The organism is Arthrobacter dokdonellae, assembly GCF_003268655.1.
GTDB classification, from domain to species: Bacteria; Actinomycetota; Actinomycetes; order Actinomycetales; family Micrococcaceae; genus Specibacter; species Specibacter dokdonellae.
The window spans coordinates 1,529,028-1,542,728 of the sequence record NZ_CP029642.1 but is presented as its reverse complement, the minus strand read 5'-3'; the positions used below and the strand labels follow the sequence as shown (position 1 = coordinate 1,542,728).

Below are 13,701 nucleotides of genomic sequence, written 5' to 3'. Positions count from 1 at the left end.
GCCACGGCACGGCCATGAACTGGATTCCCGAGAGGATTTTCCGGCCGCGCGGCTGGGTGATGGTCGCCCTGGGCCTGGTGGCGCTGCTCCTCGCACAGCTGCTGGGCCGCCGCGACCTCCTGGTGGTCGCCGTGTTCCTGCTCGCCCTGCCGCCGCTGGCCAGCGCCGGCCTTCGGCTGCTGTCCCCCGGCTTCACCGTCAAGCGGCGCTTCTCCCCCGCCTTTGTGGAGGCCGGCACGACGGCGTCCGTCACCGTGGACGTGCACGGGACCACCCCGGGCGGCGGCCCAGCGCGCCTTACCGAACAGCTGCCCGCCCACCTCATTGACGTGCGGCGGTTTGACTACCCGAATCCGGTCACCCCGCGCAGCCTGCTCAGCCGCTACCAATACACCTTGCGCCCCACCCGCCGCGGCGTTTTCACCATCGGCCCGCTGACCGCCAGGTTTGGCGACCCCTTCGACGTCGCGCTGCTGACCAGGGAACTCGACAAGGGCGAGCCGCTCACGGTGGCGCCGGCCGCCGTCGTCCTTCCGGAAATCTCGCTCACGGGCGGGCGGGGGCAGGACGGTTCGCGCATGACGCGCCAGCAGGCCAACCCCAGCGACGACGACGTCATGACCCGCGAGTACCGGCACGGGGACCCGCTGCGGCGCGTGCACTGGCCCGCCACCGCACGGCAGGGCAAGCTGATGGTCCGCGCCGAGGAATCCGTGACGACACCCGAGGCGGCCCTGGTGCTGGACCAGCGGGCATGGGCCTACGGCGGGGCCGCGAAGCCGCCGAGCGCAGCCGATGCCCTGGCCACGTCGCCCGCGTTTGAGTGGGCGGTGACGGCCGCGGTTTCCATCGCCGCGCACCTGCTGGAACGCTCGTACGCGCTGCGCGTGCTGGACCATCAGGGCCGGCCCGGCTTCGCGTCCTCGCGCTCGGCGACCGAACCGGGCCGGGAGGACTTTGCCGGCCAGTCGGGGGCGCTGGCCGTGGCGCAGTCGCTCGCGGCGCTGGAGCTGGCCGCACCCGCCCGCGCCGAAGCGGCCGCCCCGTTCGCGGACGCTCTCGCCGACAGGCTGATCCAGACCCGCCGGCGCGGCCCGGTCATCGCCATCACAGGGCTGCTGACGGACGCCGACGCCATGATCCTGGCCACAGCCGTCGAGGCGGCCGAAGGGGCGTACGCGTTCGTCGCGTGCTCCGACCCCGCGCAGGTCGAAGAGCCCCTGAACATCCTGCGCCGCGCCGGCTGGCAGGCCCTCGCCGTCGCACCGCACACCGCCCTGCTGCAGGCGTGGATGGACCTCGACACGCCCGCCGCACTGCCCGCGCCCGCCACCGGCAGCCTCCACCACGTGCCCGCGGCGGCGCACAGGCCGGCACCCCTCGATTCCGACCCGCGCGGGCCGGCCCCGGCTTACCCTGGAGCGCGGCCATGACCGGGACCATCGCGGGCACCCGCCCTCCCGACGGCACGCACGACGGCGGCCGGCCCGGTCCCGGGGCGGGCGGTGGCCGGGAGGGCGGCCGGCACGGCCGCGTGCGCCGGTTCCTCGGCCGCCCGGAAACGGGCCCGGCACGGTGGGTGCTGGCCGTGGCCGTGCTCGGTGCCGTCATGGGCGCGTCGCTGGGTTTCCAAAACGTCCTGCTGGACTCCGGCTGGATGCCCAAGGCCTTCGTCGTCGCCTCGATGACAGTGCTGCTTCCAGCCCTGGTCCGGCGCTGGCCGCGCCTTGCCGCCTACGCCCCGCTGGCCGCGCTGGCCGGATGGATCATGGGGCTGACCCTGACTTTCTTCGCCGGCACCGCATACCTGGGCCTGATCCCGTCGTCGCGGACCCTGGACGCGGCCGTGGACCTGGCCACGGAGGCATCGGCCGTCATCATGGTCAACAACACCCCCGTGCCCTTGGAGCCGGGGCTGGTGTTTGTGATCTGCGCCGGCGTGGGCTTCGCCGCGCTTTTGGTGGACACCCTGGCCATCACCGTGGCACTGCCGGGGTTCAGCGCCGTCGGCCTGGTGCTGCTGCTGCTGCCGGGGTCGCTGACCACGCAGGAAGGCATTGGCGCGCCGGGGTTCGTAGGCGCCGGCGCAGGCTACCTGCTGCTGCTCGGGTGCTGCCGCTGGTATGCCCCGGACGGCAGGCTGCGCCCCGCCGCCAACCGGGCCCGCAGCGGGACGCTCGCGCGGGCAACCATGCTGGGGGGCGCCGTCGTACTGGTGGCGGCGCTGCTGCCGGCTGCCATCCCGGGTTTCGACACGGGATCGTTCCCGCAGGGTTCACGGCTGGGCACGGCCGGAAATGTGGCCGGGCTGGACCCGATGATTTCGCTTGGCAACGACCTCAGGGCGCAGTCGGGCGCGGTGAACATGACGTACCTGAGCAGCTCGGACGTGCCGCTGTACATGCGGATGAGCACGCTGCAGGATTTTTCCGGAAAGGTCTGGAAGCCGTCACCCGTTGCGAAGGACTCCACGACCGTCCTCAGCGGGCTGCTGCCGGCACTGGGGTCCAACCCGGCCGTCCCGGAGGTCGTGACCAAGACCTGGGTGGACGTGGTGAATCTGGCCAGCGCCTTCCTGCCCGCGCCGCTGAGCGCGACGGGGGTGGTCGACCTGCGCGGGCCGTGGGCCTGGAACGCAGCCACACAGACCATTCGCGCCCAAGGCGACAGCAGCACGCGGGGCCAGTCGTACATGGTCACCAGCGCAATGCCCGCGCTGACCCCGGCCCTGCTGGAAGCAGCCACGCAAAAACCTGACGCCAGGCTGGATCCGATCTTCCTGCAACTGCCGGGCAACGTCCCGTCCATCCTGAAGAACACGGCCGAGGACATCACCAAGGGCAAGACCACACCGTATGACCGTGCCATGGCCATTCAGGACTACCTGCGCTCGCCACTCTTTACGTACAGCGAAAAGACGCCCGTGGAGAAGGGGTACGACGGCGCCGGCATGAACGTGCTGGCCAAGTTCCTGGAGGTCAAGGCCGGCTACTGCGTGCACTTTTCCGCCGCCATGGCCGTGATGGCGCGCGAATTGGGGATCCCGTCCCGGATTGCGGTGGGATACGCGCCCGGCGAACGGACGACGGAGTCCGTGGTGGTGGACGGGCAGACCCTGCAGGGCTATCAGGTGTCCGGCCGCGACGCCCATGCCTGGCCCGAGCTGTACTTCGAGGGCCTGGGCTGGGTCCCCTTTGAGCCGACGCCCTCCCGCGGGTCCGTTCCCTCCTACGCCCGCGACAACGTCCCCGGCGCCTCCAATGCCGGCCCGAACGACTTCCTCAATGGCGCCAATGCGAACCCGACCGCCACTGCTTCGCCGGCTGCTTCCGCCCCGGCCGCCCCTACCACCGCTGCCGCAGCCGTGGCGCCCACCCCACAGCCGGCACGGATCAGCGCCTCGCTGGTGGGCGTGTTCCTGGTGCTGCTGGCCCTCGCCTCCCCCGCCTTCTCCCGCTTGCAGGTGCGACGCCGGCGCCTGGCCATGGTGCGCGGGGGAGGTCTGAAGGGGCTGCATGGCGGCGGCGGGTCCGCGCGCGGCGGCTCCGTGCGCGGAGCGCGGCGGGCCGGTGGCGTCGGCGGGTCCGGTGTCGTGGTCGCCGATCCGCGGGACGCGCCGGAGCTGTTGGCATGGCGCGAGTTCGTGGCCTCGGCCGTGGACTACGGCTATCGCTATGACGCGTCGCTGACGCCGGCGCTGCACGCCGCGGGCATTGCGCGGCTGGCCGGGCTCGAGGGCTCAGGCGCAGCCGGTGACTCCGTCGGCTACACCCGGACCGTGGTCCGGACCGCCGCCGACGTGCTGCGCGACGCCTACGAAAATGCCATCTACGGGCCGCCGTCCGCGGAACGCACGGCCGGACGCGACGACCTCGCCGACGCCGTGGAAACCGTCATCGGCCGGCTCAACGGCCGGGCCGACTTCTGGAGCCGCCTCCGGGCGGTCCTGCTCCCGCCGTCCTTGTTCAAGCGCACCCCCTGACACGTCGAGGTTCGAGATAACCACCGCCCCGCCGGCCGAGATTCGAGATAACCACCGCTTCAACCAATTCGGTGGTTCAGTTCCTGCCGACTGGCCGGCGACATGCCAGCATTATCTGCACCACCGAAGCCCAACCCGACACCTGGAATCGATGTCGGGTTGGGATGGCGGCGTCTGAGCCGGTCGCAATCCGAGATTCCGGCGGACTCAGCCTCGCAGCCGGTCAGACGGAATGCGGGTTAGGGAAGCCAATGTACTGCGTGTACTGATATTCCTCGATGCCTTCGAGGCTGCCTTCGCGACCCAGGCCGGACTGCTTGACGCCGCCGAACGGAGCAGCGGCATTGGAGATCACGCCGGCGTTCAGGCCCATCATGCCGGTCTCGATCCGGTTGGCCATGCGCAGTCCGCGGGCGTAATCCTTCGTGAAGACGTAGGCGACCAGGCCGTATTCGGTGTCGTTCGCCAGCGCCACGGCTTCGTCCTCATTCTTGAACGTGACAATCGGGGCCACGGGGCCGAAGATCTCCTCGGTCAGGATGCGGGCGCCGGGCTCCACGCCCTGCAGCACGGTGGGCTGGTAGAAGTAGCCGGGGCCGTCCACGGGAGCCCCGCCCACCACCGCGCGGGCGCCGTCGGCCAGCGCATCCGTCACGAGCGAGTGGACCTTCTCGCGGCTCTTGGCATCGATCAACGGCCCCACCTTTGACTCCGGCGCGGTGCCCCGTCCAACCGCCGCCCCGCCCATCTTCGCGGCGAATTTGGCGGCAAATTCCTCGGCCACGGTTTCGTGCACCAGGAAGCGGTTGGCGGCCGTGCAGGCCTCGCCCATGTTGCGCATCTTGGCGGCCATGGCCCCGTCCACGGCGGCGTCAAGGTCGGCGTCGTCGAACACCAGGAAGGGCGCGTTGCCGCCGAGCTCCATCGAGGTGCGCAACACCGTGTTGGAGGCGTCGGCGAGCAGGCGGCGGCCCACGGGCGTGGATCCGGTGAAGGAAAGCTTGCGCAGCCGCGGGTCCTGGATCAGTGGTCCGGTCACGGCGCCGGCGGTCGACGTCGCGATCACGTTGAGCACCCCGGCCGGCAGTCCGGCGTCGAGCAGCACCTGTGCGAAGAGCTGGCTGGTGAGCGGCGTGAGGTTGGCGGGCTTGAGGACCATGGTGCAGCCCGCGGCGATGGCGGGGGCGATCTTGCGCGTGGCCATGGCGAGCGGGAAGTTCCAGGGCGTGATGAGCAGGCAGGGGCCCACGGGCTTCTTCTGGACCAGGATCTGGGCGGTACCTTCGGGGTTGCCGGAGTAGCGGCCGAAGGAGCGCACGGCCTCCTCGGAGAACCACCGCAGGAATTCGGCACCGTATTTGACCTCGCCCATGGACTCGGCCAGAGGCTTGCCCATTTCCAGGGTCATCAGAAGGGCAAAGTCGTCGGCGCGGGCCATGACCATGTCGAAGGCGCGGCGCAGGATCTCGCCGCGTTCGCGGGGCGGGGTGGCGGCCCACGCGTCCTGTGCAGAGACGGCGGCATCGAGCGCGGCGGCCCCGTCGGCGGCGCCGGCGTCGGCCAGTGTCAGCAGGACCTTGCCCGTCGACGGGTCCTCAACGTCGAACGTCTTGCCGGACGCGGCCGGGCGCCAAACGCCATCAATGAGCAGCCCGGTGGGGACGCCTGCCAGCAGGGCGCCTTCGCGTTCGGTCAGTTCGGTGGCAGCGGTCACGGTCATGATGACTCCTTTGTCTGTGGGCGGGCCCGGGCATGGTGCGTGGGCAGCAGCGTGGTGCTATAGCGTTCACGGTAGTTCTCCGGCGCCAGCAGTGTCTACGCATGTGCGCACTATGCGACGGCGTTCGACTGTGCATCTGTACAACAGTGCTGGCTCGAACACAGAGTCTTTGAACTGGAGCGCCATTGGGTCCCAACGGTGCGCCACTCTTCAAGTGGAGCACCATTGGAGGCGTACCGTGCTCCGTTTCAAAGTGGCCGGATTCCTTATCCTCGCGCTGCCAGGACGGCGCTGTACAGCTCGCGCTTGCTGACGTGGACGTCGTGGGCGATGACCGCCACTGCCTCCTTCAGGCGCATGCCTTGGCCCAGCAGTTCGTTCACGGCCGCCACGTGGTCCTCGGGCGTGCCGGGGTCGGCGGCCGGCGCGCCGGCGACCACGATGGCAATCTCGCCGCGGATCTCCGCGGCTTCGGCCCACTCCAGCAGGCCGGACAGCGGCTTGCGGATCACTTCCTCGTACGTCTTGGTCAATTCGCGGCACACGGCGCCTTGGCGCGATGGACCAAAGGCGGTGTGCAGTGCCCGCAGCATGGCCTCGAGCCGGTGAGGCGCCTCAAAGAACACCATGGTGCGCGGTTCCAGGGCCAGATCGTGCAGCCTCGAGGCACGCTCCCCCGACTTGCGTGGCAGGAAGCCCTCGAAGCAGAAGCGGTCGGTGGGCAGCCCGGAGAGGGCCAGCGCGGTCAGGACGGCAGACGGTCCCGGGGCCACCGTCACGCGCACCCCGGCGGCGACGGCGGCTTCCACCAGCCGGAAGCCGGGATCGGAGACGGAGGGCATGCCAGCGTCGGTCACCATCAGCAGGACCTTGCCGGCCTGCACCTGGGCCAGCAATTCGGGCGTCTTGGCGGCCTCGTTGTGCTCGTGGTAGCTGACAATCCGCCCGGAGACCGCGATGCCCAGCGACGTGACCAGCCGGTGCAGGCGCCGCGTGTCCTCAGCGGCCACGATGTCCGCGTTCCCGAGCCAGGAGACCAGCCGGGCGGACGCGTCGCCCATGTTCCCGATGGGGGTGGCGGCCAGGACGATGTAGCCCTCCCCCGGCGCCGCCGCAGGCGCCAGCGACGCGTCCAGCTCCGTATCGGAAGGCGACTCCGCCAGGGCGTCCAGCTCCGGGTCAAGTTCGTCGTCGGCGCCGGCGGGTTCCAGGTCCAGGTCTTCTTCCATGACACCAGCGTAGTTGGCCCCAGCTGCCAGCCCGCACTTGGGTAGCATGGGCAGGGTGCACATCAACATCGCGGACCCCGACCTCCCAGCCTGGGACCTTCCCGCCGCAGCGCACGCCGCCGGCTCCGCGCCGGGACACCCCCGCCACGGGGCAACCCGCCAGCCAGCCCGCAAAGCACCGGCTGAACCGAGCCGCGTCCTCGACCCCGCACGGGCTTTCAGCCAAACCGCCCTGATCCAAAGGCTGACCGGCGTCCGCGCCAGCTACCGCGACACCCCGGCCAGCCTGCGCCTCTGGTTCTGGCTGGCGCCTGTGCTAACAGCAGTCATTGGCGGCGTGCTCCGCTTCGTCCGGCTTGGCCAGCCGCATTCGCTGGTATTTGACGAGACCTACTACGTCAAGGACGCCTACAGTTACCTGCAAAGCGGCTACGAGCGCAACTGGTCCGAGAAGGCGAACGACCTCTTTAACAAGGGCAACTTCAGCGGCCTTCAAAGCACGCCCGAATATGTGGTGCATCCGCCCGTGGGCAAGTGGATGATCGCGTTCGGCATGTGGCTCTTCGGCCCGGACAGCACGTTCGGCTGGCGGTTCTCGGCGGCGCTGGTGGGCACGCTCTCCATCTTCCTGCTGGCCCTGATCGCGCAAAAGATGTTCCGCTCCACCCTCCTGGGCGCCGTCGCCGGGCTCCTGTTCGCCGTCGACGGGCACGCCATCGTGCAGTCGCGCACCTCCCTGCTGGACATTATTGTCATGTTCTGGGCGCTGGTGGCCTTTGGCGCCCTGCTGCTGGACCGTGATGACGGACGACGCCGGCTGGCCGACCGCCTGTCCTGCCTCACCTCCCCCGACGGCCGCGTCCCGCCGAAGCACCTGCTGTACGGCCCGTGGCTGGGCATGAGGTGGTGGCGCCTTGCGGCCGGCGTTGCGCTGGGCCTATGCACCGGCACTAAATGGTCCGGGCTGTTCTTCCTGGCGGCCTTTGGCCTGATGAGCGTCGTGTGGGACATGAGCGCCCGTCGCATCGCCGGCATCAGGTACTGGGTCACCGGCGCCGTTCTCAAGGACGGAATTCTCGCATTTGTCATGGTGGTCCCGGTGGCCGCCGTCACCTACCTGTCCACGTGGACCGGCTGGTTCCTGTCCAAGAACGCCTACGACCGGAACTGGGCAGCGACCCACCGGAGCGAAACGTGGGGGTGGGTGCCGGCGTCGCTCCGGTCCCTGTGGCACTACCACCTGACGGCGTACAACTTCCACGTCGGGCTGGATTCGGACCACCCGTACAAGGCAAACGCATGGTCGTGGCTGGTGATGGGCCGGCCGACGTCGTTCTACGCCCAGTACCCGCTCAAGGGGCAGTCCGGCTGCACGGCGGACAAGTGCGCCGCCATGGTCACCAGCCTGGGCAACCCGCTGATCTGGTGGGGCGGCACGCTGGCCCTGCTCTTCCTTGTCGGCATCTGGCTGGGCCGGCGCGACTGGCGCGCGGCCGCCATCCTGACCGGGTTTGCGGCCGGCTTCGTGCCGTGGCTGCTCTACCCGGAGCGGACCATCTTCTTCTTCTACGCCATCGCCTACGAGCCTTACATGATCCTGGGCGTCACCATGGTGCTCGGCATGGTCCTGGGCAAGGCGGCCGATCCACCGTGGCGTAGGCAGCAGGGCGCGCTCTTCGCGGGCATCTTCGTCGTGCTGGCGGTGGCCCTGAGCGCCTATTTCTACCCGCTGTGGTCCGCCGAAGTGATCCCGTTCGACTACTGGCGCCAGCACATGTGGCTGCCGTCCTGGATCTAACGCCCCCCACGACGCTCCTGCAGTTGATGGCGCCGCTTCGCCACGCTCCTGCAGCAAACGGCGCCTTCGCCGACGCTCCTTCAGCCCGCGCTGAGCGGGCGTCCCGCCTGACGGCCCCACAACTGCAGGAGCGTCGGAGGAAAAGGGCCCTTTACTGAGCGAGCGTCTCGGGGCGGCTCAAGGTTGGGGGCTACTGCGCTGCGGCGCGGCGCCCCGGGCGCTTGGCACGTGCCACGGCGTGGCGGCGGTCCTTGGTGGGCCAGGTGAAGGCCAGGGTCAGCGAGGAGACCACCAGCACGAAGGCGCCGATGAAGATGCCGGCGTCGGACCAGAAGTCGCTCGGGAAGAGCCGGATGAGGGTGTCGTCCGTATAGAAGGTCCAGGTGCCGTTGGCGAAGAAGATCTTGTGGAAGTCGGTGAAGAACGTCTCCCATCCCATGAGCGCCAGAACGCCCAGGGCAATGATCAGCACCAGGGTGGCGATGGAACCGGCAAACAACCCTCGGCGCACCCCGCCCACGCTGCGCCGCGAGAGGTAGATAATGGCGATGACCATGAGGAGGGCCAAGACCAGACCCAGCAGGAAGGCAAAGTCGATCAGCGACTTCACGTCCGCCATGTGCGCCACTTCGCGTTCCAGGAACAGGGGGTTGCCCTGCGAGTTGACCAGGTCTGCCAGGTAGCGGGGACCGGCAAAGTTCAACAGGTAGTCCACCGTGTAGGAGCCGTAGGTGAGGCGGTCGTCGGTGGTGAACCCAAACGTATCGGCGGGAAATCCCGGGCGGTGGTATTCGATCCAGAGGAAGGCGTTGGTCGTGACGAGACGGATGGCCAGCACCAGCAGGACCACTGGGTAGAACACGGCCATCAGCACCTGGAACACGCGCGGCAGCACCGGCCTGGTGTTGGCGGCCTGTTCGCGGGCGGCCAGGCGCCGGTCCACTTCCTCCTGCGGCGGGCGGACCTGCAGCATGGTGGTGGGCGACTGCTCCACGAAGACGTCCCGCTTGTCTTCGGCGTCGGACTCGTCCCCGGCGGGTGCGGACGTGGCAGGCGCAGTTGCAGCGCCGGCCGTCGCGCCGGCGACGGGCCCGGTCGAAGCCGCGGTCCCGGTCGAAGCCGCGGTCCCGGCAGTCCCGGTCCCGAACGGCAGCCTGGGCATCCGGGTGGCGGGCCGCATGGGCTCCGGCCTCCCATCGGCGGGCATGTCAATCTTGATTTTGCTGCCAGCGGGCTTCGCTGGGCCGGATGAAGTCGAAGGCACGGTGGGAAGCCCTTGCGTGGCGCGGCCAGGCGCGTCGCCGAAAGCCCCGGAATCAGGAGCGCCGTCGCCGAAAGCCCCGTCGTCCGGAGCGCCATCCTCAGGAGCCGCGGCGTCGGGTGTACCGGCACCCGGCACGCCTGTCCCCAGAGTTCCCGCCGCCGGCGTGCCCCCAGCGGGTGCGGTCGATGCCCCCCTCCAGGGCATGGCAGCCGCGCCGGCTGTCTGGGGCGTTGAATTGGCGGTGGGCTCTTCGGTTGCCTTACGGGGCTCGTTCTCTGTCACACCCGCAAGGATACCGGCGGATGCTGTCCCGGGGCGGGTGCCACCCCGGGCGGGCGTCAAACTGGCACCGCACCCACAGGCGGGCGTCAGGCGGAAGGCGCGGCAGCCCCGGCGTCGTCCGCGGAGAGGTCGCCGCGCTCCCCGGCCAGCCAGGCGCGATGGCCCGGCACCAGCGTGTAGGTCCAGTACGCGGCCAGGACGAGCGCGCCGACGGTGATCTTCGCCCAGACGGGCAGCGGGCTGGGCGTGACGTAGGCTTCCACGAGCCCGGAGATGAACAGGACAAAGACCAGGCCGACGGCGGTGGTCACCAGGGAGCGTCCCTCCAGCGCCAGGGAGTCGAGCCGGGTGCGCGGCCCGGGGCTCACCCAGGCCCAGAAGATGCGCAGGCCGGCGGCGGAGGCAATGAAGACGCTGGTCAGTTCCATGAGGCCGTGCGGGAGGATGTAGCTGAAGAAGGTGTCGCCGCGCCCGTAGGCGAACATGACGCCTGCGGTGATGCCCACGTTTTGCGCGTTCATGAACAGCGAGTAGGGCACAAACACGCCCGTGATGCCCAGGGCCACGCATTGGGCGGCGATCCAGGCGTTGTTGGTCCAGACGGACCCGGCGAAGGACGCGGCGGGGTTCTCGGAGTAGTAGTTGACGAAGTCGTGGTTGACCAGCTGCTGCAGGCGCGCGTCGCTGCCCAGGGCCGCCAGCACGGCCGGGTTGCCGGCCGCCCATGCGGCGAAGAGCGCTCCGATGACGGTGAAGACGGCGCCCACAATGACGGTCAGCCACCGCAGCCGGTAGAACGCGGCCGGCAGGGAGATGGCGAAGAAGCGGGCCACATCGGCGAACACGTTGGACCGGGCGCCGGTGAAGCGGGTGCGGGCGTTGGCCAGGATGGCGGACAGGGAGGCGGAAAGCGCGCTCTCGGCCGCGACGGAGCGGATCAGGGACAGCTGGGCGGAGGCGCTTTGGTACAGCTCCAGGAGTTCGTCCGCCTCGTTGCCCGTGAGCCTGCGCTTCCGGGCAAGCGAATTCAGCCGCTCCCACTGCCGGCGGTGCACTGCGGTAAACGCGTCCAGGTCCACGCAGCCAGCCTACCGGCAACGCAGGCAGCGGCGGCCGCTGCGGCCTGCGGCCTGCTGACCTTGGGCAGCGGGGCCCCCGGCGGCCCGGGCCTGCCGGCAGTGCGGCCCCACTAGACTGGTTTCATGTCCGAGATCATCACCGGCGAGGCGGTCGTCCTGGAACTGCGCCCGGCGTCGTTTGCCGCCCGCTCGCTGGGGTCCGCCATCGACGTGCTGGTGACCATTGCACTGGTCATCGGCGCCATTTTTGTCATGGGCGCCGTGCCGAATCTCCTGGACGGGGCCGCGGCCCGCGCCATCGTCCTGGTGACGCTGGTGGGGATTGTGGTGGCGCTGCCCATTGCCGTGGAGACCGCCACACGTGGAAAGTCCGTGGGCAAGCTGGTCATGGGCCTGCGGGTGGTGCGCGACGACGGAGGCTCCATCCGCTTCCGCCAAGCCTTGGTCCGTGGCCTCCTGGCGGTGTTTGAGATCTATATGTCGCTGGGTTCCGTGGCGTTCCTGGTGTGCCTCTTTAACGACAAGTCGAAGCGCCTGGGCGACATGATGGCAGGCACCTATGCGATCAGGGACCGGGCCCCCAAGTCACAGCCGCTGCAGGTGCACACGGTGCCGGCGTTGGCGCCGTGGGCGCGGCTCGCCGACATCGGCCGACTGCCGGACCCGCTGGCCCGGCGTGTTTCGGTGTTCCTGCGTCAGGGCGGGCGGATGGCCGGTCTGTCCCGTGAAGCCATGGGGGTCGCCTTGGCGGATGAGGCTTCCGCTTTCGTCGCGCCGCTGCCGCCGGCCGGCACGCCCCCGGAGTTTTTTCTGGCGGCCTTGATGTCCGAGCGGCGCGACCGGGAATTTGCCAGGCTGTCCGCGGCCGAGGAGCGGGCCGCGCATCTGCGCACACTACTCAATGGTCATGGCGTGGGAACGAACGGCAGCCGCTCCTAGGACCACGGGCACGGACGGGAACCCCGTTGCCAGGGATCCGTGCGCAGGGCTACTTGTTCGCGTACTGGGCGTACGGGATGTTCCAGTCCCCGAATCCGTCCGTGGGCGCGATGGTGTTGGTGGGGTGGCCCGTGCGGACCGTGTGGACGAGATCGCCGGGCAACATGTTGTTGAACACCCAGGAGGCGCCCTCGCGGTCCAGGCCGATGCAGCCGTGGGAGAGGTTGACCTTGCCCAGGTAGGGGATGGCGACGGGCGCGGCCAAATGGATGAAGATGCCGCTGTTGGCCAGCCGCGTGGCGTATTCGACCTTGAGCTTGCCGTAGTAGGCGGGGTCTCCGGGCTTGAGCCCGATGGTGGCGGCGTCGAACGTGGCATGGCGCTGTTTGTCTGCCGTGAGCACCAGGTAGCCGGCGGCGGAAGGGAATCGTTCGTCGCCCATGGATGCCAGGAATGTTTTGGCGAGTTGGTCGTTGACGAAGATGTTGACCACCTTGGCCGTGGCGTCGGCTTCCATGACGACCTTGTCGCCGATGTTGATGGTGTTGGTCTTGTTGAAGTTGCCGATCATGCCGTTGCCGTAGTCCACGCCGAACAGCTTGATGTCAACCTTCAGGGCCGTGTTGGCCGGCCAGTAGTCGGCGGCGCGGTACCTGGCCATGGTGTCCGAATACCAGTGGAATGAGCCCTTCTGGCCGGTGGCGGACGTGACCGTGATGGCTTTCTCGACGGCGGCCTTGTTGGCCACCGGTTCGCTGAAGTGGAACTCCAGCGGTTGGGCCACCCCCACCGTGGAAGTGTCTGCCGGGTACATCCACATGTCAGCCTCGTTGGCTTCCGGGACAGTGGTGAAGGTGCTTGCCTGGGTCGCCAGGTTCCCGTTGCCGTCCATGGTGGTGACGCTGAATGTGTAGTCGGTGTTGAAGGCCAGCGGCGAGGTGGAAATCCACTTGCGGCCGCTGAGGAACAGTTCCCCGTCCGTGGTGGCGCCGGTGTCCGTTTCCTTCAGGATGGCGCTGTGGATGGAGCCGGTCTGGACCTCGGCGACGACGGGCACTGCCGGGTTGTAGCCTTCCGTCTCGGCCGTGGGGGTCACCGCGAGTTCCACCGGAGCGGCCGGAGGCGTTGTCGGGGCGGCAGCCCGTTGGGCAGTGGCGGGCCCCTCGGGGAGCCAGGAATTGGCCGTCGCCGCGCCGACGCCGCCGACGCCAATGGCCAGGGCAACCGCCGCAACTACCGCGATTTTCCAGGCCCTGCGGGGCTTCCGGGCGGTATCCAACTCCGGCATGCAAACTCCCCCAAATCGGTGGACTGGTTCCACGGTGACGGCACGTGACTTTGACACGGCCAGTGACTGATTTTACGCGCCAATGCCGCTGCAAGCTGTCAGGCAACGCCCTTCAGGTGT

Annotated in this window: 9 protein-coding genes; 4 read left to right on the top strand and 5 right to left on the bottom strand. The window is 69.2% G+C overall.

Translation table 11 applies throughout. From position 1 onward, the window contains the following. Nucleotides 1-14: 14 nt before the first annotated feature. Nucleotides 15-1,433, top strand: a complete 1,419-nt coding sequence (locus DMB86_RS06860) for a DUF58 domain-containing protein (RefSeq protein WP_113717123.1) — start codon at nucleotides 15-17, stop codon at nucleotides 1,431-1,433. Continuing rightward, nucleotides 1,430-3,982: a transglutaminase TgpA family protein gene (locus DMB86_RS06855; protein WP_113717122.1), complete on the top strand. Its 2,553-nt coding sequence runs from the start codon at nucleotides 1,430-1,432 to the stop codon at nucleotides 3,980-3,982. Before DMB86_RS06860 ends, DMB86_RS06855 begins: the two co-directional genes overlap by 4 nt. Before the next feature lie 223 nt (nucleotides 3,983-4,205). Here DMB86_RS06855 and DMB86_RS06850 read toward each other — a convergent pair whose 3' ends face one another. Together DMB86_RS06850 and rsmI are read right to left on the bottom strand one after the other, a co-directional pair. Continuing rightward, nucleotides 4,206-5,702 carry an NAD-dependent succinate-semialdehyde dehydrogenase gene (locus DMB86_RS06850; RefSeq protein WP_113717121.1) on the bottom strand — a complete coding sequence of 499 codons (1,497 nt, stop codon included), beginning with the start codon at nucleotides 5,700-5,702 and terminating at the stop codon, nucleotides 4,206-4,208. 266 nt (nucleotides 5,703-5,968) lie between these two features. Next, complete coding sequence (gene rsmI, locus DMB86_RS06845; protein ID WP_236783363.1) at nucleotides 5,969-6,763, bottom strand: 16S rRNA (cytidine(1402)-2'-O)-methyltransferase; 795 nt, start codon at nucleotides 6,761-6,763, stop codon at nucleotides 5,969-5,971. A gap of 223 nt (nucleotides 6,764-6,986) precedes the next feature. Between rsmI and DMB86_RS06840 the strand changes: the two genes are divergently transcribed. Next, the gene (locus DMB86_RS06840; protein WP_227878637.1) at nucleotides 6,987-8,729 is read left to right on the top strand and encodes a dolichyl-phosphate-mannose--protein mannosyltransferase; all 1,743 of its coding nucleotides are present in this window, start codon (nucleotides 6,987-6,989) and stop codon (nucleotides 8,727-8,729) included. Between the two features lie 190 nt (nucleotides 8,730-8,919). Here DMB86_RS06840 and DMB86_RS06835 read toward each other — a convergent pair whose 3' ends face one another. After that, a complete protein-coding gene (locus tag DMB86_RS06835; RefSeq protein ID WP_227878636.1) occupies nucleotides 8,920-9,909 on the bottom strand; it encodes a TIGR01906 family membrane protein in 990 nt (329 codons plus the stop codon). A 452-nt stretch (nucleotides 9,910-10,361) separates the two neighbouring features. Continuing rightward, nucleotides 10,362-11,354, bottom strand: coding sequence for a stage II sporulation protein M (locus tag DMB86_RS06830; protein WP_171814403.1), 993 nt, complete (start codon nucleotides 11,352-11,354; stop codon nucleotides 10,362-10,364). A 123-nt stretch (nucleotides 11,355-11,477) separates the two neighbouring features. Between DMB86_RS06830 and DMB86_RS06825 the strand changes: the two genes are divergently transcribed. Continuing rightward, nucleotides 11,478-12,293, top strand: a complete 816-nt coding sequence (locus DMB86_RS06825) for an RDD family protein (protein ID WP_113717117.1) — start codon at nucleotides 11,478-11,480, stop codon at nucleotides 12,291-12,293. A 49-nt stretch (nucleotides 12,294-12,342) separates the two neighbouring features. Here the strand turns inward: DMB86_RS06825 and DMB86_RS06820 are convergent, their stop codons facing one another. Then, nucleotides 12,343-13,581 (bottom strand): L,D-transpeptidase, encoded by a 1,239-nt coding sequence (locus DMB86_RS06820; RefSeq protein WP_113717116.1) that lies wholly within the window; start codon nucleotides 13,579-13,581, stop codon nucleotides 12,343-12,345. Between the last annotated feature and the right edge of the window lie 120 nt (nucleotides 13,582-13,701).